At 72.4% G+C, this 21,959-nt stretch carries 17 protein-coding genes; 7 read left to right on the top strand and 10 right to left on the bottom strand.

Translation table 11 applies throughout. From position 1 onward, the window contains the following. Positions 1–349 precede the first annotated feature (349 nt). From ACZ5VD_RS25550 to ACZ5VD_RS25535, 4 genes are all read right to left on the bottom strand, one after another. Positions 350–508, bottom strand: a complete 159-nt coding sequence (locus tag ACZ5VD_RS25550) for a DUF6760 family protein (protein WP_468552434.1) — start codon at positions 506–508, stop codon at positions 350–352. Further along, positions 505–1,029, bottom strand: coding sequence for a hypothetical protein (locus tag ACZ5VD_RS25545; RefSeq protein ID WP_468552435.1), 525 nt, complete (start codon positions 1,027–1,029; stop codon positions 505–507). The genes ACZ5VD_RS25550 and ACZ5VD_RS25545 overlap by 4 nt, the downstream gene beginning before the upstream one ends. Further along, positions 1,029–1,472 carry a phage tail protein gene (locus ACZ5VD_RS25540; RefSeq protein WP_468552436.1) on the bottom strand — a complete coding sequence of 148 codons (444 nt, stop codon included), beginning with the start codon at positions 1,470–1,472 and terminating at the stop codon, positions 1,029–1,031. Before ACZ5VD_RS25540 ends, ACZ5VD_RS25545 begins: the two co-directional genes overlap by 1 nt. A 66-nt stretch (positions 1,473–1,538) precedes the next feature. Then, on the bottom strand, positions 1,539–3,137 hold the full coding sequence (locus ACZ5VD_RS25535) for a phage tail sheath subtilisin-like domain-containing protein (RefSeq protein WP_468552437.1): 1,599 nt from the start codon (positions 3,135–3,137) through the stop codon (positions 1,539–1,541). Positions 3,138–3,446: 309 nt separating this feature from the next. On the opposite strand from ACZ5VD_RS25535, the gene ACZ5VD_RS25530 reads away from it, so the two are divergent. From ACZ5VD_RS25530 to ACZ5VD_RS25515, 4 genes are all read left to right on the top strand, one after another. Continuing rightward, positions 3,447–4,052 (top strand): eCIS core domain-containing protein, encoded by a 606-nt coding sequence (locus tag ACZ5VD_RS25530; RefSeq protein ID WP_468552438.1) that lies wholly within the window; start codon positions 3,447–3,449, stop codon positions 4,050–4,052. Between the two features lie 171 nt (positions 4,053–4,223). Then, complete coding sequence (locus ACZ5VD_RS25525; RefSeq protein ID WP_468552439.1) at positions 4,224–5,663, top strand: hydrolase; 1,440 nt, start codon at positions 4,224–4,226, stop codon at positions 5,661–5,663. A 15-nt stretch (positions 5,664–5,678) separates the two neighbouring features. Continuing rightward, positions 5,679–7,115 carry an RICIN domain-containing protein gene (locus tag ACZ5VD_RS25520; RefSeq protein ID WP_468683436.1) on the top strand — a complete coding sequence of 479 codons (1,437 nt, stop codon included), beginning with the start codon at positions 5,679–5,681 and terminating at the stop codon, positions 7,113–7,115. Between the two features lie 5 nt (positions 7,116–7,120). Beyond that, on the top strand, positions 7,121–8,509 hold the full coding sequence (locus ACZ5VD_RS25515) for a ricin-type beta-trefoil lectin domain protein (RefSeq protein WP_468683434.1): 1,389 nt from the start codon (positions 7,121–7,123) through the stop codon (positions 8,507–8,509). Between the two features lie 36 nt (positions 8,510–8,545). Here the strand turns inward: ACZ5VD_RS25515 and ACZ5VD_RS25510 are convergent, their stop codons facing one another. From ACZ5VD_RS25510 to ACZ5VD_RS25500, 3 genes are all read right to left on the bottom strand, one after another. Beyond that, positions 8,546–10,597 (bottom strand): ATP-binding protein, encoded by a 2,052-nt coding sequence (locus ACZ5VD_RS25510; protein ID WP_468683433.1) that lies wholly within the window; start codon positions 10,595–10,597, stop codon positions 8,546–8,548. Beyond that, positions 10,594–11,274 (bottom strand): Pvc16 family protein, encoded by a 681-nt coding sequence (locus ACZ5VD_RS25505; RefSeq protein WP_468552443.1) that lies wholly within the window; start codon positions 11,272–11,274, stop codon positions 10,594–10,596. Before ACZ5VD_RS25505 ends, ACZ5VD_RS25510 begins: the two co-directional genes overlap by 4 nt. A 206-nt stretch (positions 11,275–11,480) precedes the next feature. Further along, positions 11,481–12,149 carry a helix-turn-helix transcriptional regulator gene (locus tag ACZ5VD_RS25500; RefSeq protein WP_468552444.1) on the bottom strand — a complete coding sequence of 223 codons (669 nt, stop codon included), beginning with the start codon at positions 12,147–12,149 and terminating at the stop codon, positions 11,481–11,483. Between the two features lie 269 nt (positions 12,150–12,418). Here ACZ5VD_RS25500 and ACZ5VD_RS25495 point away from each other — a divergent pair, with 269 nt between their 5' ends. After that, positions 12,419–15,931 (top strand): helix-turn-helix transcriptional regulator, encoded by a 3,513-nt coding sequence (locus tag ACZ5VD_RS25495; protein WP_468683431.1) that lies wholly within the window; start codon positions 12,419–12,421, stop codon positions 15,929–15,931. A gap of 120 nt (positions 15,932–16,051) precedes the next feature. Further along, a complete protein-coding gene (locus ACZ5VD_RS25490; RefSeq protein ID WP_468552446.1) occupies positions 16,052–16,573 on the top strand; it encodes a hypothetical protein in 522 nt (173 codons plus the stop codon). A 45-nt stretch (positions 16,574–16,618) separates the two neighbouring features. On the opposite strand, the gene ACZ5VD_RS25485 is transcribed toward ACZ5VD_RS25490, so the two are convergent. Further along, a complete protein-coding gene (locus tag ACZ5VD_RS25485; protein ID WP_468683430.1) occupies positions 16,619–17,788 on the bottom strand; it encodes a serine hydrolase domain-containing protein in 1,170 nt (389 codons plus the stop codon). 323 nt (positions 17,789–18,111) lie between these two features. Between ACZ5VD_RS25485 and ACZ5VD_RS25480 the strand changes: the two genes are divergently transcribed. After that, entirely contained in the window at positions 18,112–19,809 is a 1,698-nt protein-coding gene (locus tag ACZ5VD_RS25480; protein WP_468683428.1) for an RNA polymerase sigma factor, read from the top strand. A 296-nt stretch (positions 19,810–20,105) separates the two neighbouring features. Here ACZ5VD_RS25480 and ACZ5VD_RS25475 read toward each other — a convergent pair whose 3' ends face one another. Both ACZ5VD_RS25475 and ACZ5VD_RS25470 read right to left on the bottom strand, forming a co-directional pair. Next, entirely contained in the window at positions 20,106–20,792 is a 687-nt protein-coding gene (locus tag ACZ5VD_RS25475; RefSeq protein WP_468552449.1) for a glycerophosphodiester phosphodiesterase, read from the bottom strand. Positions 20,793–20,827: 35 nt separating this feature from the next. Then, positions 20,828–21,889, bottom strand: a complete 1,062-nt coding sequence (locus ACZ5VD_RS25470; RefSeq protein ID WP_468552450.1) for an adenosine deaminase — start codon at positions 21,887–21,889, stop codon at positions 20,828–20,830. Positions 21,890–21,959: the final 70 nt, after the last annotated feature.

The following is a 21,959-nucleotide window of genomic DNA, read 5'->3' as shown; positions in this document are numbered from 1 at the left end:
CGGCCGCGTCGCCGAGCAGCCCGCTCGACCGGCCGTCCAGGACGGAGTGGGAGGCGGTGCCCATGAACGACGGGTTCTGCCAGGTCGGCAGCCGTCCGCCGAACCCGGCGTCCGCGACCCCGGTCCGCCCCTGGGGGAGGGCACGCTGAATGGGCGGCAGCCTCGACCAGGAGGCGGCCACCACCTCGACGGCCCCGCCGACGGGAGCCACTTCCCCGGGGGCCGCTTCACCCGCGGACGGCACCACGGCGGCGGCAGCCGCATCGCCGCCACCGTCACCGCGGACGCCACGGTCGCCCTCGCCGTGGCCGTCCGTACGCCCGCGCAACCTGTCCAGGAACCCCACGTCTCAGCCCTCCGCCTCGGCCCGCGTCACCAGGGACGCGATCTCGCCCGTGTACCGGCGGCGATCGTGGTGTTCGAGATCCAGGATCTCCTCCATGCTCCAGTGGAAGTGGTAGGCGACGTACGCGATCTCCTCGTGCAGCCGGTCGGTCGCGTACGTCACGATTCCCCCAGGCGGCTCCCGCCGAGTTCCACCTCGAAGGGCTCCGCGCAGTGCGGGCACTCCACGGCGGCGCGGGTGTGGCCCTCCGCGTTGATCTGGCGGTAGAAGTCCTGAAGGAACGCCAGGTCGGAGGCGAACATGTTCTCCACCGTCCCGTCGTGCACCATCGCCAGCGTGCCCAGCCGGGTGATGACCCGGCCGAGCAGCACCACCGACAGGTACGCCGGGTTCTCCTGCACGCGCACGTCCCGCAGCGGGACGAGTTCGTCCCGTGCCGTCGACAGCCGCATCACGCCGTCCCGGTGGACGGTGCCCGCGTCGTCGACGTATCCGCGCGGCAGCTGGAAGGGGAACTCGGTGCGCAGTTCCCGGGGTTGCTGCGCGGGGGCGGAAGCGGCGGCCTGGGCCGGCATCGGCCCCGGCCCGGGTGCCACGTCCGCCCCCGCTTCCGGCGCGGGCGCCGAGGCGTCCGCGCCGGAGTGCGAGAGGGCGCCGCCGGTCCTGGCAGCGGTACGGCGCATTACTCGATGACCAGTTCTTCGAAGACGATGGTCACGGTCTCGGTGAGCGCGGAGGCCTCGCCGGCCTTCAGGGTGCTCGCGGTGATCTTGCTGCACCAGGCCCTGCGCATGTTGTAGCGCTTCACCGGGTTGTTCTCGTAGTCCATCATGATGATCGAGGCGTTCTTGCGGGCGGTGCCCATCCGGCCGGCGATCGAGTCGTTGATCCACGTGGTGAACGCCGGCGACATGGTCATGCCGCGGACCACGGTGCACTGCCCGTCCTTCTGCACGCCCGGCATGAGAGTGATCTCGGGCCTGCCCTGGGCGGAGTTCTGCGGACTCTTGATGACGTCCTGTTCCATGTTGAGGCCGTCGACCGACGTGAGGTACTCGACCATCACACCGTCGATCTGGAGGCCGAAATTATGTGAAGTGAGGGAGTCACCCTGGCTGAGACTCATCTGCTCTCTGTCTTTCTGCGGAGTCGTGACGACGGAGTTCGGGGGCTACGGGTGCAGGCGGACCGCCTACTCCTCCAACTCCCCGCCACCGCTGGAGATCTGGGCCAGCCGGAAGATCACGAACTCGGCGGGCTTGACCGGTGCGATGCCGATCTCGCAGACGACCCGGCCGATGTCGACCGACTCCGGCGGGTTGGTCTCGTCGTCGCACTTGACGTAGAAGGCGTCCTCGGGCCGCTGGCCGAACAGGGCTCCGCTGCGCCACTCGTTGACGAGGAACGCCGAGATGTTGCGCCGGATCCGGGCCCACAGGTTGTGGTCGTTCGGCTCGAACACCACCCACTGGGTGCCGATGAGGATCGACTCCTCCAGGTAGTTGAAGTACCTGCGGATGTTGAGGTAGCGCCAGGCCGGGTCGGAGGACAGGGTCCGGGCACCCCAGACGCGGACACCGCGGCCGGGGAAGGCACGGATGCAGTTGACGCCGATGGGGTTGAGCAGGTCCTGCTCGCCACGGGTGATCTGGAGCTCCAGGTCCACCGCACCGCGGACGACCTCGTTGGCGGGCGCCTTGTGCACACCGCGCTCGAAGTCGTTGCGGGCCCAGATGCCGGCGACGTGACCGCTCGGCGGGATCAGCCGGGACTGGCCGCTGCTCGGGTCGAAGGACTTGATCCACGGGTAGTACAGGGCCGCGTACTTGGAGTCGTAGCCGGCCGTCTCCTGGCGCCAGACCCGGATCTGACGGGCGTTCAGGCCCGGCGGCGGGTCGACGATCGCGACCCGGTCGCCCATGAGCTCGCAGTGCGCGATCAGGCCCAGCTGAACGGCCTTGACGGCCTCCAGGTCGATCGTGCCGCGCTGGTAGGCGGCCATCAGGTCGGGCACCGCGACCATGGAGATCTCGTCCAGGGCCTCCAGGCCGCCGAAGCCGGTGCGGTCCGAGGAGTCGCCGAGATAGTGGGCCGGGCCGGGGTGCGACTCGTCGGCGTCCTTGGCGGGTACGGCGGGCGCGGGCGCCGGGGCCGCGAGGGCCACCGTCTGGTTGTCCGGACGGACCAGCTGCGCGGCCGGCGCCGACTCGGTCAGGTTGATGAGCTTGGAGCGCTCCTTCACCTGCGTGACGACGTAGTTGCGGCCGCCCTTCTTGGCGGTCACGTCGAAGTTCTCGACGGCCTTGTCGCCGTCCTTGACGATCAGCTTGAAGCGTTCGGCGGGGCCCTCGCCCTCCGGGTCGGCGACCTCGACGCTCAGCGCACCGTTGCGGCCGGACGCGATCGCGGTCACCGCGAACGTGCCGAGCTGCTGGGGCTCACCGGACGACAGCGCGGCCCGGTCGGCGGAACCGCCCACCGCGGCGGGAGCCGAACCGGCCGTACCGGCCAGGGGCGCGCCCTCGTCGGAGCCGCCGACACGGACCACGTACGCGGCCGATCCGCCGTTGTTGAAGAATCCGTAGACCGAGTGCGCGAGGTAGTACCCGTCGGTGAACTCACCGAAGGCCGCCACGTACTGGGTCCAGTTGGTCACCAGGGTCGGCTCGTTCAGCGGGCCGGTCGGCGCGAGTCCCACGAAGGCCGCGACCGAGGTGCCCACTCCCTCGATGGGGCGCGCGCCGCTGGACACCTCCTCGACGTAGACGCCGGGCGACAGGTAGGACGGCATGCTCTGCTCTCCTCGGGGTACGAGTCAGGAACGCTTCTCACCTTCACGCGCGCAGCGCGTTCGCCGAAACGTCCTGCGGGGCCGGTCCGGGGGCAACATCGGTGCCCCCAGGGGCAGTCCGACGCGCCCTCGTCGCCGCCGGACCACCGGATCTGCCCTCGGGACTGCCCCTCAGGTCCTTCCGCCCGCCGGGGCCGGTCGGCTATCCCGGGAGGGCGGCGCACCGTTTTGACCGCTGTCACAGCACCCGTACGCCCGCTTCCACAGCACCCCAGCCTCAGAGCACCGCCGCCCGACCGGGAAGGGCCCATGCGCGCACACGAAGAGAACCGACCGTCAGGCGAGCGCGGCCCCGGGCGCGTCGTGCCCCCGCAGGCCGCCGCGCTTCCGCCGCTGCTCGCCCTGCAGCGCACGGCGGGCAACGCCGCGGTGGCGCGCGCGATCGAGGCGGACCGCCATGAGCACGGGTCGGGCTGCGGCCACGACGACCCGGCCGTCCAGCGGGCCGAGGCGCAGCCGGCCGTCCAGCGCCGGTCGTCGGTGTTCGACGCGGTGAACTCCCCGGCCACTCGCCTGGAGCCGCGCATCCAGCAGAAGGCCGAGCAGGCGTACGGCATGAGCTTCGACCATGTCCGGGTGCACTCGGGACCGGTGGCCCAGCGGTCGGCGCAGGAGCTGGACGCCCGCGCCTACACGACCGGCTCCAGCATCGTCGTGGGGCCGCAGGGCGCGGACGACGAGACGATGTTCCACGAGATCGACCACGTCCGTCAGCAGAGCCAGGGGCCGGTGGCGGGCACCGACAACGGGTCGGGAGCGAAGGTCTCCTCGCCCGACGACGCCTTCGAGCGCCGGTCCGCGGAGAACGGCCGCAGGGTGGACCAGGGCGTCGCCCCCGATCTGGGCAGTGTCTGACGCTCGGACGCCCGTCCTCGGCGTGGGCGGAGCCCGACGCCGGACCGCTTGCCCTCGGTGACCGCCCGCCGGTCCGCGGGGGCGGGCCGGGCTTCCCGGTGGGCCGTGAGGGCAGCGAGCTGTGCACGGAAGGCTCCTGACCTGCCGCCGGTGCCGCACTAGCGTCGACGCGTGAGCCTGTGGACTTCTCTGGAACCCGCCTCCGCGACAGTGGACCCGGGTGGCAGTACGCGTGTTCGGCTGCGGTTGCGCAACACCGGCGATGTCGTGGACGAGTACCGCTTCGAACCGGTGGGGCCCGTGGCTCCGTGGACGACGGTGGAGCCGCAGACGCTGCGGCTCTTTCCGGGGACGACGGGAACGGTCGAGCTGACGTTCTCGCCGCCCCGCACGCCGGATGCGACGGCGGGTCCGAACGCGTACGCGGTACGGATCACGCCGACCGAGCATCCCGAGGCGGTGACCGTCCCCGAGGGCAACCTGACGATCACTCCGTTCACCGAGCTGCGCGCCGAGTTGGTGCCGCCGACGGTGAAGGGCCGTTTTAGGGGTCGTCCTCGTCTGGCGATCGACAACCTGGGCAACACGAAGCTCACCGCGTCGCTGAACGGCAGTGACACGGGCGACCAGTTGTCGTACGACCTCCACCCGAGCAATGTGCAGATCGAGCCCGGCCGCGCCGCGTTCGTGAAGACGACGTTGAAGCCGCGGGACATCATCTGGTTCGGGTCGAAAGAGGAACGGCCGTACACGCTGTCGGTGATCCGTTCCGGGGCCACCCCGCTTCCCGTGGAGGGCACTTATGTCCAGCGCGGGTTCCTGCCGCGCTGGCTGGCCACGTTCTTCGGTATCTTCTTCGCCCTCGCGCTGACCTTCGTCCTGCTCTGGATCGCCTACAAGCCGCCCGTCAAGAGCGGGGCCAACCCGCAGGTCGTCGAAGCCGGCAGCACGCTCGCGCCCAGCCCCTCGGCGTCGGAGCTGCCGCCGGCGGCGCCCTCCGACGTGGCCACGACCCCCACGCCCGTGGCCTCGCAGCAACAGGAGGACTCGGCCGGTTCCAGTGCGGGCGGCGGCGGAGGCGGAGGCGGCGGTGCCACGGCCACCGTGACCGCGAAGCCGAGGCCGGACACCGCGGCCACCGCCGTGCGCCGCCTCGCCAAGGACGACCCGTCGGGACGGCACATCTGCTACCGCGCCTTCGTCACGGGACAGGGCTGGCAGAAGCCGGTGTGCGACGGCACGATCGCCGGCACGACGGGACAGCAGAAGCCGATCAGGGCCCTCAACATCGCGGTGGCGGGCACGGGGGGCTCGTCCGCCAACGCCTTCTCCTACTACGCGGACTCGACCGACGGCAGGGGCAAGTGGGCGCCGAACTGGACGGCCGTCAAGGCCGACGGCAAGGACGTCTACGTCGGCAGCTCGAAGCAGGGCGCCCCGTACATGACGGGCTTCGCCGTCAACATCGGCAGCGGCAAGATCTGCGAGTCGTCCCGTGGCAAGGACTACGGCTGGAGTCCTGCGGAGTGTGCCGACGCCCGCCCCGACTACGAGTTCGGCGGCAGCCTCGAAAACGCCCGCTGGCTCGAAGCCGTCAAGCTCACGGTCTGATGGGTGCTCGGTGACATGACCCTCTGGACTTCTCTGGAGCCCGCCTCCGCGACCGTGGATCCCGGTGGCAGTACGCGTGTTCGGCTGCGGTTGCGCAACACCGGTGACGTCGTGGACGAGTACCGCTTCGAACCGGTGGGGCCCGTGGCTCCGTGGACGACGGTGGAGCCGCAGACGCTGCGGCTCTTTCCGGGGACGACGGGAACGGTCGAGCTGACGTTCTCGCCGCCCCGCACGCCGGATGCGACGGCGGGTCCGAACGCGTACGCGGTACGGATCACGCCGACCGAGCATCCCGAGGCGGTGACCGTCCCCGAGGGCAACCTGACGATCACTCCGTTCACCGAGCTGCGCGCCGAGTTGGTGCCGCCGACGGTGAAGGGCCGTTTTAGGGGTCGTCCTCGTCTGGCGATCGACAACCTGGGCAACACGAAGCTCACCGCGTCGCTGAACGGCAGTGACACGGGCGACCAGTTGTCCTATGACCTGCAGCCGAGCAATGTGCAGATCGAGCCCGGTCGTGCGGCGTTCGTGAAGACGACGTTGAAGCCGCGGGACATCATCTGGTTCGGGTCGAAGGAAGAGCGTCCGTACACGCTGTCGGTGATCCGTTCCGGGGCCACTCCGCTTCCCGTGGACGGGACTTATGTCCAGCGTGGGTTCCTGCCGCGTTGGCTGGCGACGTTCTTCGGTATCTTCTTCGCCCTCGCGCTGACCTTCGTCCTGCTCTGGATCGCCTACAAGCCGCCCGTCAAGAGCGGGGCCAACCCGCAGGTCGTCGAAGCCGGCAGCACGCTCGCGCCCTCCCCGACCGCCACTCCGACCCTGACCCCCGCAGCGCCCGAGGCGCCCGCGCAGTCACCGGAGACGGCCGCCGCAGGCGACGGCGGCGGAGGTGGCGGCGGTGGCTCGGGCGGGGGAGGCGCGCCGCCCAAGCCCACCGCGACCAAGAAGGCCCCGAAACCCGTCGTGCCCGCGAAGAACGTCCTGCTGCGCAACCCCACCACCAAGAAGTGCGCGGACATCCCGAACTACGACAAGGGCAAACTCGACGGTCCTGTACGCCAGTTCACCTGTGACGGGACCTCGCGCGACAACCAGCTCTGGAACCTTGAGGTGGTGGACGAGAAGGGCGGGCCGGGAGGCCAGGCGCTCTTCCAGATCCGCAACGTCAAGGACCAGCTCTGCATGGACCTGCCGTACTACGGGGCGCAGCCCATCCGGACCCCGATCACCGAGTTCACCTGCGACGGCACGACCGCGGACAACCAGCTGTGGTGGATTCAGAAGCAGCCGAGCGGCGCCTACTGGATCCGCAACGTCGCCAGCAAGAACAAGTGCCTGGACGTGGCCGGCTACAGCACCGGTGGCAACGACGCCAACCTGACCCTTTTCGACTGCTCCAATGACGACGACCAGGAGTGGCTGATCGTCCGTACCTCGGGGGACTGACAGACATGACAGGGTTGTGGACTTCTCTGGAGCCCGCCTCCGCGACAGTGGACCCGGGTGGCAGTACGCGTGTTCGGCTGCGGCTGCGGAACACCGGTGACGTCGTGGACGAGTACCGCTTCGAACCGGTGGGGCCGGTCGCGCCCTGGGCGACGGTGGAGCCGCAGACGCTGCGGCTCTTTCCGGGGACGACGGGAACGGTCGAGCTGACGTTCTCGCCACCCCGCACGCCGGATGCGACGGCGGGCCCGAACGCGTACGCGGTACGGATCACGCCGACCGAGCATCCCGAGGCGGTGACCGTCCCCGAGGGCAACCTGACGATCACTCCGTTCACCGAGCTGCGCGCCGAGTTGGTGCCGCCGACGGTGAAGGGGCGTTTCAGGGGTCGTCCTCGTCTGGCGATCGACAACCTGGGCAACACGAAGCTCACCGCGTCTCTGAACGGCAGTGACACGGGCGACCAGTTGTCGTACGACCTGCAGCCGAGCAATGTGCAGATCGAGCCCGGTCGTGCGGCGTTCGTGAAGACGACGTTGAAGCCGCGGGACATCATCTGGTTCGGGTCGAAAGAGGAACGGCCGTACACGCTGTCGGTGATCCGTTCCGGGGCCACTCCGCTTCCCGTGGACGGGACTTATGTCCAGCGTGGGTTCCTGCCGCGTTGGCTGGCCACGTTCTTCGGTATCTTCTTCGCCCTCGCGCTGACCTTCGTGCTCCTGTGGATCGCGTACAAGCCGCCGGTCAAGTCCGGGGCCGACGAGCAGGTCGTCGAGGCCGGCAGTGCCCTCGCTCCCTCCCCGACCGCCACTCCGGCCCTGACCCCCGCGGCGCCCGAGGCACCTGCCGAGGAACAGCCCGGCAAGGAGGTCGAGGTGCCGAGCGGCTCGGGCGGGTCCGGCGGGTCCGGCGGGGCGGGGGGCTCCGGCGGTTCGTCCGGGGGCGGAGGGTCGGGCTCCGGCAAGTCGAAGGCCACGCCCAAGCAGTCCGCCCCGCCCGTGGGGCAGTTGATCATCGGGAACCCCTCGAACCGGTGCATCGACGTCACCGACGCGCAGGACGGCAAGGTCAAGGACGGCACCCGGCTCCAACTCTGGGACTGCGCGGGCACGGCCAACCAGACGTGGGACTTCCGCGGCGACGGCACCGTCCGCGCGGGCGGCATGTGCATGGACGTCGCGTGGGGATCCAAGGACGACGGGGCGGCGATCCAGCTGGCCCGCTGCAGCGGCAACCCCGCGCAGCAGTTCGTGATGAGCACGGCCGGTGACCTGGTGAACCCGCAGGCGGACAAGTGCGTGGACGCCCTGGACAACGGGACCGGCAACGGGACCAAGCTCCAGCTGTGGACCTGCTCGGGGACGCCGAACCAGAAGTGGCACGTGCAGGACTGAGCGGGACGAGCCCCGGCGGGCGGGGCCCTCGTCCCGCTACCAGGTCCCCTCGCCCGGAACCAGCCGCCCCGCCTTGCGGTACTCGCGCCGCGCGCCCTCCAGCAGGTCGGCGGTGGTGACCGGGTCGCCGCGTCCGGCGGCGAGATACGCGGCCGTCACCACGGCACTGCGGATGGAACCGCCCGCCAGCTCGAAGTCGTCGGACACCGCCCCGAAGTCGATGTCGTCCGTGCGCGGCACATGGGAGAGGCTGTGCCGCCACAGGGCGCGGCGCTGCCCGGCGTCCGGGAACGGGAAGTCGACGACCAGGTCCAGGCGCCGGGTGAACGCCTCGTCGATGTTGGCCCGCAGGTTGGTGGTGAGCAGCGCGATGCCGCTGAAGGACTCCAGGCGCTGGAGCAGGTAGGCGCTCTCCATGTTGGCGTACCGGTCGTGCGAGTCCTTCACCTCGGACCGCTTGCCGAACACGGCGTCGGCCTCGTCGAAGAGCAGCACGGCGTCGGTGCGGTCGGCCTCGGTGAAGATGCGTTCGAGGTTCTTCTCGGTCTCGCCGATGTACTTGTCGACCACGGACGACAGCTGGACCACATAGAGATCCAGGCCCAGTTCGGCCGCCACGACCTCCGCGGAGAGCGTCTTGCCGGTGCCCGACTCGCCCGCGAACAGACCGAGGACACCCCGGCCCCGGCCGCCGCCCGCGCTGAGCCGCCAGTCGCCGAGGACCCGGTCGCGGTGGCGGGCCCGCAGGGCGAGTTCGTGCAACTGGGTCAGGGGCCGCTCGGGCAGCACCAGGTCCTGCCAGTCGACGGCGGGCCGGATCCGCCGGGCATGCTGCTCCAGTCCCGACGCCGACTGCTGGCGGGCGCCGAGCCGCAGATGGGCGGGGGTCAGCGGGGTGCCGTCGAAGCCGGCGAGAGCCCGGGCCGCACGGGCGGCGCGGACGATGTGGTCGCCGGCCAGATGGTACGGGGCGACGGTGGCCGCCAGGTCGAAGCCGGGCTCCTCGCCCAGCGCGTCCGACCAGGTCCGCACCACTCCGGCGCGCTGCGGGGGCGCGTCCAGGACCAGGGGGTCGTGGTCGCACCAGTAGGGATCGTAGGGGCGTGGTCCGGCGATCAGCACGGACACGTCGGTCGTCGCGGCCAACTGCCGGACCAGCGCCGCCGGTTGGTCGGGCAGGCCGGAGACGACGACCGCCCGGCCGCCGAGTCGGGCCTCGCGCAGCAGGTCGGGGACGCGGTCCTCCGGGCCGGAGAAGCGCAGCGCGGGGAGGCCCGCCGTGTGCAGGGCGGCGGCGACACAGGCGAGTCCGTCGCCCTCGCGGGCCTCGCGGAGGTAGACGGTGAACGGCGGACCGGAGGCGAGTCGCGCGGCCAGCAGACGCACGAAGCGGGCGAACTCCCCGTCCGCGCCCCGCTCCTCGTCGTCGTACGACTCCGGCGGCGGGGTCAGCCGGTGCAGATGACCGGCGAGGGTGGCGTCGGGGGTGTCGTCGCCGAGGAGGTGCGCCACCAGCCGGTCCGGGACCCGCAACGAGCGGCTGAGGAAGGGGCGTTCGGGCTCCTCCACGGTGAGCAGGCCGAGCGTGGACAGCGGGGCCGAGGGGTGCAGCCGGGCCCGGGCGCCCACCAGATGGACCGGGACACCGCACAGGTCGAGGGCGAGCGCGACCGTGGCCCGCCGTCGGCTCACGTCGTCGTTGAGGTAGCCGTACAGCGGCTCGAAGGTGCGGTCCAGGTCCGGGGCGAGCGCGATGAGGAGGAGGGCGGCGTCGACTTCGGTCAGGCCCAGGCGTACGCACAGGTCGGTGAGCCGGTCGTCCGGAGTCGTGGCCCCCAGGGCGTCGACGCCGCCGAAGTGGTCGGCGTGGGGCGGCTCCACCGGGCGCAGGAGATGCCGTACGGCCTCCTCCGACAGGTAGAGGCCGCGCAGCGGATCGGAGGCGGTGGGGTCGTCGGCGGCACGGTGGTCGACCAGCAGGGCGACCCGGTCCCGCAGACCGTCGAGGCGGCCGAGCAGTGCGACGGCCGGATCGTCGTACGGCGGCTTCGGCTCGGTCGTCTCGCGTACGGGTGACTCCGTGGTCACGTCGTCCTGTCCCGGCCTCGGCCGCGCCGCGCGGCGTTGCGGGCGGCACGGATCGCGGCCACCTGCCGGGGCCGGTGCGCGCGTTCCTCCGCGTCCGCCGTGCCGTCCAGGGGGCGCACCCGGAGCGCCGCGCCCTCGGTGACCGGCGGACCGACGTCGTACTCGGGGTAGGCCGGGAAGGGGGCGGTGACCACGAGGTCGAGGGACGGCTTGAGTTCGCCGCCGAGCGCGGACCAGATCTCCGCGAGGGACCGCGACTCGGTCTGGATGCCCGCCACCGACATCGGCACCGACAGACCCAATTGGGACAGCGAGGGGGGCAGTTCGGAGGGGGCGAGCAGTTCGCGCGGGATCAGTGTGGCCAGCACGGCGGACAGCAGCCGGTGTTCGTCCTGGGGCAGCTTCGTCCACGCCGTCAGCAGATACGACAGCCGGAACCAGCGCGGTGGTTGGCGGCGCTTGACCACGATGTCCTGCTCGTCGTAGACCGGGACCTGCCCCCGCTGGCGGCGGTTGATGTCCTCGCGGATGTCGTACAGGTAGGCGTTGATCGTGGGGGCGTTGCGGCGGGCCGCCCAGTCGCGGGTGGGTGCCTCAAGGGCCACGTCGATACCGGAACCCGCCAACGCACCGCTCTTGAGCAGGTTCTTGAGTACCTCGTCCACTTCGTGGATCACCGTCGTGCTCCCGCCCTGCCGTGCTCAACCCCGCGTGTCACCGGCCGTCGTACCCGCTGCGGCACCGCGGCCGCCGTACTGGATCCGGCACTTCGCGGCCGTCGTATCCGATCCTGCCCTCCGTGCCGCCCGTCCCGCAGGCACGCCGGGGACGACGAGGGGGCAGACCGAGTTGCCCGGAGAGTCGATTTCGGATGCACGTTCGGTCAGATGTAGCCTTCCCGAAGGGCATACGCCACGGCGTGCGCCCGGTTACGCAGATGCAGTCGGGTGGTCAGCCCGTGCATGACGTTCTTGACGGTGCGTTCGGAGTAGGACAGCTTGCTGGCGATCTCTCCGGTGTCGAGCCCCTCGGCCACCAGCCGAAGGACGTCCACCTCACGGGGTGACAGCCCCGACGACGGCGTGCCGGACCGGCCGGCGGCGCTGCGGTGCAGCGTGCCCACCTGGTTGATGAGCCGGCCCAACAGGTCGGACGGCAGATCCCCGTCACCGCGCGCGGCGGCGACGACGGCCTGCACCAGCCGGGTCGCGGTGGCCTCCCGGCGCCACACGATGGCACCGACCCCACACTCGATCACATCGAGCAGTTCGCTCTCCCGCAGCGCGCCCACCACGAGCACCGCCCGCGTTCCCTCGCTGCGCACCAGACGGCGCAGCCGGGTCAGGGCGGTCTCGTCGAGCACGTCCTCGATGAGCAGCGCCACCGTGCCGGGCCCGGATTCGCTCTCCTCCCGGAGGTCGACCTCCGGGAACCGGCGCAACTGGCTGAGCGCTCCCTCGCGCGAGATCGGGTCCGGGGCGTGCACCGTCACCGGTATCCGCTCCGGTGTGTCGGCGGCGCCGGAGCCTGTGGTCCGCGTAGAGCTGAGCAACCGTCTCCCCTATGTCCACGTACGCGCCACCCGGGTGGAGTCGGTGGCAGGCGTGCGCTGTTCACACTCGTGGGGCGGGTGGGACCGGCGCAATCGTGGAGCACCACGAGCAGCACCACGAGATCGGCCGCACGACCACCACGAGAGCGACGGTTCGTCCGGTTCCCGGGGGTCTGGATCCGGCCGTCGTGGCACTTGTCACGGCACCGCCTGCCCACGGTCCTCGTCCTCGTCGGCAGAAGACGTCACGTCCGAGCAAGGAGGCAGGGATGTCCGAACCTCAGCGTGAACAGCTGTGTGCACCTACCCACGAACAGCCCCGCGAACACCGGGAAGCCGCCGCCTTGTTGGCGGACCGGGCCGCGCGCGCCCGGGCCGGCGCCGGCGGCCTCGTCCTGCTGCGCGGCGCCACCGGCACCGGCCGGACCACCGTCCTGGACGCCGCCGCGGAGGCCGCCGCCGGACACGGCATGCGGGTGCTGCGCGCCCGGTGCTCACCCGGCGACGCCACCGTGCCCTTCGCCGCCGTACTCCAACTCCTCGGCTCGGAAACGGGCTTCGCCCACGACGACCTGCGGGGCAGCGAACGGGAACAGGCCACCGAGCTGTGGCGGATCCTGCGCTCGTACGCCGACACGTCCCCGTTGCTGGTCGCCGTGGACGACGTCCACCTCGCCGACGCGCCCTCGCACCGCTGGCTGGTGGAGTCCGCCCGGCACGTGGGCCGATTACCCGTACCGGTCCTGCTCGCCGTCACCGAGCGCAGCCAGTACGACATCGACCCGCCCGTGCCCGGCTTCGCCCACACCCTGCCGCCCGCCCTCGTGCACACCCACACCCTCGCCCCGATCGGCCCGGACTCGGCCGCCGCTCTCGTGCGCGCCCGGTTCCCGGACGCCGCCGACTCATGGGTCGAGGACTGCGTGCGGGCCGGCGCGGGCAGCCCGGTGCTGCTGCGCGCCCTCCTCGACGACCTCGACGCCCCCGGCCGCCACCCGGCGTTCCCGGCGACGACCGCGGCGCTCTACCCCGGGGCCTACCCGGAGGCCGTGTCGTGGTGGCTGGACAGTGCCGGACCCGGCACGGCGGAGGTGGCGCGGGCCCTCGCCGCCCTCGACGAGGGCTGGGACCACACGGTCGCCCAGGACCCCGGCTGTCCCGCCGAGAACCTCGTCGCACTGCTCGCCGGCCTGGCGGACGCCGACCCGGCCCGGGTGGCGGGCTGGCTCACCGCGATGACCGGTCTCGGCCTCCTGCGCCCCGGCCCCGCCGCCTGCCCACACCGGCCCACCTGCACGACACCGTGCACCGATCCGCACCAGGTACCACGACAGCGCCGGGCGGGGGACCGGGAAGAGCGCCGAGGCGAGGAGCCGGAAGAGCGCTGGGCGGGGGACCGCGGAGAAGTCTGGGCGGAGCACCGAGGGGGACGTCGGGCCGAGGACCGGCGGGGAGAGGACGGGGAAGGGCGCCGGGCCGGTGACCGAGGGGAACGCTGGGCGGAGGACCGGAGAGAAGTCTGGGCGGAGCACCGAGGGGGACGTCGGGCCGAGGACCGGCGGGGAGAGGACGGGGAAGGGCGCCGGGCCGGTGACCGAGGGGAACGCTGGGCGGGGGACCGGGGAGAAGTCTGGGCGGAGCACCGAGGGGGACGTCGGGCCGAGGACCGGGGAGAGCGGCGAGGCGAGGAGCCGGAGGGGCGCTGGGCTGGGGACCGCGGAGAACCCTGGGCTGGGGACCGCGGGGGACGTTGGGCGGAGGGCGGGGGAGAGCCCCGAGGTGAGGAGTCGGAAGAGCGCTGGGCGGGGGACCGTGGAGAACCCTGGCCGGAGGGCCGGGGAGGGCGTTGGGTGGCGGGGCGAGGGGAGCGTCCCGTGGGGGACTGGCGGGGGCGCCGGGGGGAGTACGTGCCCACGGCGACACGGGCCGGCGGCCCGAGGGCCGTCCTCCGGGCGGACGGCGAGCGCGCGACGGGAGGGCCCGGCGGCCGGCCTCACTACGCCCATCCCCTGCTGCGGGACGCGGTGCTCACCGGCGTGCCCGCGACCCGGCGCCGCGCGGCGCACCGGGCGGCCGCCGAGGCGATGCTGCACCGCGGCGCCCCGACCGAGACGGTGGCCCGGCAACTCCTGCTGTCCGACCCGGTGGGCGCCGACTGGACGCCCGCCGTGCTCCAGGACGCCGCCGCCCAGGCCCTGAGCGAGGGCCGGCCCGACGACGCCGTCGACTTCCTGCGCCGGGCCCTGGACGAGCCGCTGTCCGACGGGCGCCGCCAGCGGCTGCTGACCGAACTGGGCTCCCTGGAGGTCGCGGTACGGGAGTCCGCGGCCGGGATCCCCCGCCTCACCGAGGCATTGAACCTGCCGGGCGCACCGCAGGACCGGGTGCGCGCCGCCGTGGCGCTGGGCACCGCGCTCGCCGGACGCGGCCGGACCCGCGCCGCCGTGGAGGTGCTGCTCACGGTGGACGGCCAGCTCGACGACCGCCCCGAACTGGCCACCATCCTGCAGAGCGCGTCCGCCCTCCTGTCCGACCAGGACCAGACGGTCCGCCGGGAGGTGTACCGGCGGCTGAGCGACACCGCCGAACGCTCACCCGAACTCGTCGGCCCGCCCGTCCGGGCCCTCCTCGTGCGGTACGCGGCCACCGCGGGCCTCACCTCGGCGGCCGACGCCATGCGGCGGGTGCACGACCTGCTCGCCGAGTCGGCCGATCCGCTCACCGAACCCTTCCTGTTGGGCACGGCCGCCGTGGTCGCCCAGTGGGCCGACGAACTCGACGAGGCGGACCGGCTGGTGGACCGCGGCCTGGCCGGGCAACGCCCCGACCTGCTGCACCCCATGCACGAGGCGCTCCTCAACACCCGGGCCGACATCGCGGCGGCGCGCGGCGAGTACGCGCACCTCCCGGCCGAACCCCCGGTACTCTCCGCCGCGGGCCCCTCCAACGTGCACGCCCTCACCCTGGTCGCGCTCGTCGACACCGGCCGCACGGCCGAGGCGGCCCGCCTCGCGAACGGCTTCGACCTGCGGGAGGCGCCCGACTCCTGGGAACTGAACCGCTTCCTGTACGCGCGGGGCGTACAGCGCGCCGCCGCGGGAGACCGGGCCGGAGCACTGCACGACTTCCTGGAGTGCGGCCGGCGCCAGACCGCCCGTGAGGTGGTCAGCCCGGTCGTCACCCCCTGGCGGACGGCCGCCGCCGAGTGCCGGCTCGCCCTCGGCCACCCCCGGGAGGCGCTCACCCTCGCCGCGGAGGAACTGCGCCTGGCCCGGGTCTGGGGCACCCCCCGCACGGTCGGCCGCGCCCTGCGCGTCCTCGGCACGGCCACCGGGGGCCGCCGGGGTCTGGAACTGGCCGAGGAGGCCGTACGACTGCTGCGGGACGCGTCGGCCGCGACGGAGACGGAACTGGTGGCCGCGCTGATCGCCCAGGGCCGGCAGCTGACCGCCGCCGGGGACCGTACCCGGGCCCGCGCCTGCCTGCGGGAAGCGGCCGAACGCGCCGAACGACGGGGCGTGCTGCGGCAGTTGGCCCTCGCGGAGGAAGCCCTGCGGGAGGGCGGCGGGCGCGGCGTGACCACCGCCCGCACCGGATCCCGCTCCCTCACCGACAGCGAGCGCCGCATCGCCCGGCTGGCCGCCGACGGCCACACCAACACGGAGATCGCCGCCCTGCTCCACCTCGCCCGACGCACCGTGGAGACCCATCTCACCAGCACCTACAAGAAGTTGGGCATCAGGCGGCGCGGGGAGCTGAGCGGGCTGCTGGGCGCGGACTAGTCGGCAGGCGGCGGAGGCGGACCCGTGGCCTCGCGCGTGCCCACGCGTCGTTCTCCGGGCCCGAGGCACCCTGTCCGGAACTCTTTTGAACATGTTCAATTCGGGGCGTAGGCTGCTGCCATGAACGACAGAGCCGCCCTGCTCAAGGGCATCCGCGTCTGGCTGGCCCTCTTCGTCGTCTGCCTGGTGCTCAGCGGCGCCACCGCCTTCCCCCTGGTCCACGAACTGCGCTGGACCGAGGAGCTGCTGGGACACCTGCCCGTGCCGGACGCCCTGATGGACTGGATCGTGCGCGTACGGCAGGGGCTCGACACCGCCGACGCCGACTACCCCTTCCTCCTCTACGGCACGGACTGGCTCGCCTTCGCGCACCTCGTCATCGCGGTCGCCTTCTACGGCCCCTACCGCGACCCCGTACGCAACATCTGGGTCGTCGAGTTCGGCATGATCGCCTGCGCCGGGATCGTGCCGCTCGCGCTGATCTGCGGGCCGCTCCGGGGCATCCCCTTCTGGTGGAGCGTGATCGACCTGTCGTTCGGGGTGTTCGGGGTGATCCCGCTGTACGTCGTGCGGAACAAGATCAAGCGCCTGGAGGGGCTGACCGCGAACGCGCGCCCGGCGCCCGCCACTTGGGCTACGTGAACCGTGTGAAGCGCATGAACCGCATGAACTACTTGACCGCGTGGGCTACTTGAGCGCCGCGCGGGCGATCTGCTCCGTCACGGGGTTCATGCCCTCGCCCTTCGCGTCCGTCGCGCCGACGGAGACGACCAGGGTGCGCGAGAGGTCGCGGGTCGCGGCGATCAGCGTGCCGTAGCCGTAGCGGGCGCCCGACTTGAGCCAGTAGACCCGGCCCTCGAACTCGAACCTCTGCAGGCCGGCGCTCATGGTGGCCCCCTCGATCCGCGAGGGGACGGTGAACATCTCCTTCAGCTGCGGCCGGGGGACCAGGTCGCCGCGGAAGAGCCGGACGACCAGCCGCTCCAGGTCGGCGGTGGTGGAGATCATGTCCCCGGCCGCGAAGCGGTCGGCCTGGTTCCATTCGGTCACGTCGAGGAACTCCGTGGTGCCGTCGGCCCGCTTCACCGCCTGGTAACCCCGGTTGTGCGGCCCCCGGATCGCCGGGTCGGTGCCGGGGAAGTAGGTGTCCCGCATCCCGGCGGGCCTCAGCACCCGCCGGGCCGCCGCGTCGGCGTACGACTCCCCGGTCACCTTCTCCGTCAGCAGCCCGAGGATCGTGTAGTTGATGTTCAGGTAGTGCTGCTGACGGCCCGGCCGGAACTCCGGTCCCTTCGCCGCCGCCGACGCCACGACCCGGCGCGGGGCGAGCGTCTCGAACCGGTGCGCGTACACCTCCTCGAAGGTGTCCCCGAGTCCGTCGCCCGGCTGGATGCCGCTGGTGTGGTTCAGCAGCTGCCGTACGGTGATCGGCTCGAAGTCCTTGCCGAGCAGCCCCGGCAGGTAGCGCTGCACGGGCGTGTCCAGCCGCACCTTCCCCTCCGCCACCAGGTGCAGGACGACGGCCGCCGTCACCACCTTCGTCGTCGACCCGGCCCGGAACCGGGCGTCCGGATCCGCCGCCGACCCGCTCGCCAGATCGTGCACGCCCGCGCTGCCGCGCCAGGTGCCGTCCGTGCCGCCGACCCGGACGAGCGCGGAGGTCGCGTCCTGGTCGGGGAGGTTCCGCAGCGCGGCGCGCAGGGCCTCGGTGTCCAGGGCGTGGGCCGGCCTGTGGTGCGCGGATATCGGGGCGGCGGCCGGTCCGGAGGCGGCGAACGCGGGCGCGGCCATCGAGGCGGCACCGAGGGCCAGGGCGAGCGAGGTGGCGAGGACGGTCGTACGACGGCGGGCGCGCATGCGACTGCTCCAGAGGTCGGCGGATGTGGTGGTGATCAGCCTCCGATGGCACGTCCTTCCTTCGGATCGTCGGCGAGGAGGACATCGACCCTGGGCCTGCCCCAAGTAAGTCCCTTACAGGGAAAGGAGGTTGTCAGGGCCCACCCCTAAGGGCGCGCCCGGGGCGGCGAAAAACCGTTATCCGCGTCCCCTTCACGCCGTCTCCGCACTGTGATCCCGGACATACGACAGCCCCGGCCCGCCTGAGAGGGTGCGTGCAGAAACCCACAGACCCCAGCCGTCACCCTCATCGCTCCCAGCACCCCCGTCACCGAAAGGGCCCCGTGGAAACCCAGCACTGGCGCTCCACCATCGCCGCCGCGCAGGCCGGTGACCGGCGGGCGCTGGACGAGCTCGTCGCGGGCTGGCTGCCACTGGTGTACAACATCGTCGGCCGGGCCCTGAACGGTCACGCCGACGTCGACGACGTCGTCCAGGAGACGATGCTGCGGGCCGTCGGCAACCTCGGCTCCCTGCGCGACCCGGACAGCTTCCGGTCCTGGCTGGTGGCCATCGCCATGCGGCAGATCCGGGACCGGGCCCGCCGCCGGACCACCGACCGGCTGGACGAGTCGGCCCCCCAGAGTGCCTCCGACGCCGCCGACTTCGCCGAACTGACCGTCCTCAGGCTCCAGTTGGAGGGACAGCGGCGCGAGGTCGCGGAGGCGGTGCGCTGGCTCGACGACGAGGACCGCCCACTCCTGTCCCTGTGGTGGCTGGAGGTCGCCGGCGAACTGACCCGGCGCGAACTCGCCGCGGCCGTCGGCGTCAGCCGGCAGCACGCCGCCGTCCGCGTCCAGCGGATGAAGGAACGCCTGGAGACCTCGCGCGGCATCGTGCGCGCCCTCGACGGCGCCTGCCCGGACCTGCGCGAGGTGACCGCCCGCTGGAACGGCCGGCCCGACTCGGTCTGGCGCAAACGGCTGGCCCGGCATCTGCGCGGCTGCGGCTACTGCGGTGACACCCGCGAACCGGTCGTCCCCGCGGAACGCCTCCTCGTCGGGATCGCGCTCGTCCCGGTCCCCGTCGGCTTCACCCTCTCGCTGGCCTTCGGCGGCAAGACGGCCGCCGCCACCGCGGCCACCTCCGTCGGCTGGTCCACCAAGGTGCTGGGCGCACTCACCAAACCGGCCGTCGCCATGACGGCGGGCGCGACCCTCGTCGCGGGCGGCGCGTACGTCGTCACACGCCCCCCGGACCCCACCCCGCCCCCGCGCGCCCTCGTCACCAGCTCCGCCCCGCCGGCCACTTCCGCGCCCGCACCCCCTCCGTCCGCCTCCCCGCGCACGACCCCGACCCCCACCCCCTCGCCGTCGAAGACGAAGGCCGACCCGTACGGCACGGTCGTCGACGCGGTCGACCGGGCACCGGACCCGGACACCGAGCCCGCGCCGCTGCCGCACCGCCCCGAGAGCGGGATCACCAGCACCTGGGGCGCGAAGGCCGTCATGCAGCACCGCGGCGAGAAGGTGACGCTCAGCGGCCAGGGCTACGTCCTGGTGCGCTGGCAGATCTCCCCGCAGTCCCGCCCCGGCGCACTGGTCATGCCGGCCTGGACCGGACTCGACGGCCGGATCCTCCACGTCGCCTCGGGCGGCGGACGCCGCATGGACGACCCCGTCAGCGCCACCGACAGCTCCGCCACCGGCATGGGCAACCGGACCACCGGCTACACGGTCCTGCCGGACGGCACCCAACAGATGTGGCAGAACGAGTACTTCTACGTCGACGGCACCGTCACCCTCAACCAGAACGAACGCGGCGCCGACTACGGCGTGATCGTCTTCCCCACCACCTGGGACGCGGTCGACCAGGACATCCGGACCGGTCCCCCCGAGGGAGTGACCCGCTACGGCCTGACCCGCGACACCGGCGGCGACGACACCCCCGTCCCGCAGTACGCCACCCGCGCAACCCCCACCGACCCGGCGACCGTCCCTCAGGAATCACGCGTCCAGCGCTCTGGTGCCTCCCTCACCTGATCGCCGTCGTGAAGGCCTTCGACCTCCGTCGTGCCGACGTCCGGCGCCTCACCGCACCCGTCTTCGACGGCCGCCCGCTCGCCGTTCCCCGGTGCGGGGCGCTTTCTCCGTCGTACGACGACGCGTACGCGACCTCGGCTGCGAGTCCCCGAACGCCGGGGGACCGGACCGGTCCGGACTGCCGGAGACGACGGCCGCGCCGCTGATCGGGCTGCGGGTGGGGAGGGGTGCGGACGCCCAGGTGGTCGCCCCGCCGGTGGAGTCCGCGTGGCCGAGAGCCCGGGCGCCGTCGGTCGTCAGTCGCCGTCCCGCAGTGCGCAGAGCACGTCGACGCGGTTGCTGGTGATCGAGTCGACGCCCGCAGTGACGAGTCGACGCATCGAGCGGCGGGTGTCGGGGGTCCAGACGGAGAGCAGGTAGCCGTCGTGGTGGACGCGTTCGGCGAGGGCGTGGTCGACCAGCCCGAAGCGGTAGTTCAGCCAGCGCGGCCGGACCGCGGCCAGCAGGGCGGGCCGCGGCGGGGCGAGAGTCGTCCAGGTCAGGGCGATCTCGGCGGCCGGGTCGGCGGCGCGCACGGCGAGCATGGCCGTGGCGTCGGCGCAGTAGTACACGCGCTCCTGGGCCCCGTGCTCCCGCACGACGTCCACGATCCGGCGCGCCACCCGCACCTCGGACGTGCCGGGCAGGTCGAGCATCACCCGGCCGCCCTCGGTCGCGGCCAACGCCTCGGCCAAGGTGGGCACTTGGCCGTCGGTGAGGCCGCGCACCTCGTCCGCCGACAGTGACCGCAGCGGGCGGTCGTGCTCCCACAGCCGCTTCAGCGTCTCGTCGTGCAGCAGGACGGGCACGCCGTCCCGGGTGAGCCGTACGTCGATCTCGACCGCGTCCGCGCCCCGTCGGAGCGCGGAACGCAGCGAGTCGATCGTGTTCTCACGGACGCGGTAGGGGTCGCCGCGGTGGGCCACGGCGGTCAGCTTCTGCATGCGTCCATTGTGTCGGCGTCAGCAGCCCTTCGGACTCAGGGGGCGAGCCAGGCCGCGGTGTAGGTGTCGATCTCTTCGTTGATACGGGCCTTGCCGGCCGGGTCGAGGAAGGACGCCTCCACCGCGTTCTTGGCCAGCTCGGCCAGGCCCCGCTCGTCGAGGTCGAGGAGCCGGGCGGCGACCGCGTACTCGTTGTCGAGGTCGGTGCCGAACATCGGCGGGTCGTCCGAGTTGATGGTGACCAGCACGCCGGCCCGCACGAACTCCTTGATCGGGTGCTCGTCGAGGGTGCGGACCGCGCGCGTGGCGATGTTGGAGGTCGGGCACACCTCCAGCGCGATCCGGTGCTCGGCGAGGTGGGCGAGGAGCTTCTCGTCCTGCGCGGAACTGGTGCCGTGCCCGATGCGCTCGGCGCGCAGGTGGGTCAGCGCGTCCCACACCGTCTCCGGTCCGGTCGTCTCACCGGCGTGCGGCACCGACCTGAGGCCCGCCGCGATGGCCCGGTCGAAGTACGGCTTGAACTGCGGCCGAGGTACGCCGATCTCGGGTCCGCCGAGCCCGAACGACACCAGCCCCTCCGGCCGCAGCCGGTCGTCGGTGGCCAGCCGTGTGGTCTCCTCGGCGGCCTCCAGACCGGCCTCGCCGGGGATGTCGAAGCACCAGCGCAGCGCGGTCCCGAAGTCGGCCTCGGCCGCCTTGCGGGCGTCCTCGATCGCCTCCATGAAGGCGCCCTCGTCGATACCGCGGCGGGTCGAGGAGAACGGCGTGATGGTCAGCTCGGCGTACCGCACCTGCTGCCGGGCCAGGTCCCGGGCCACTTCGTACGTGAGCAGCCGGACGTCCTCCGGGGTGCGGATCAGGTCGACGACGGACAGGTACACCTGGATGAAGTGCGCGAAGTCCGTGAACTGGAAGTAGTCGACCAGGGCCTCGGGGTCGGTGGGCACCTGCGAGTCGGGGTGGCGGGCGGCCAGTTCCGAGACGATCCGCGGGGAGGCGGAGCCGACGTGGTGCACGTGCAGTTCGGCCTTGGGCAGCGACGCGATGAACGCGTGCAGGTCGCGCGGGACGCTGGGTTCGATGAGGTGTTCGGTCAAGGTTCCTCCCCGGGAACGGCGTCCCCGTCCGGAGTACGGCACGGAGGGACGCGGGTGATCGGCTGATCGG

This window comes from Streptomyces sp. NPDC032822, assembly GCF_055578825.1.
Note: the sequence above shows the minus strand (reverse complement) of the source record. Positions and strands in the feature narration are given on the sequence as shown.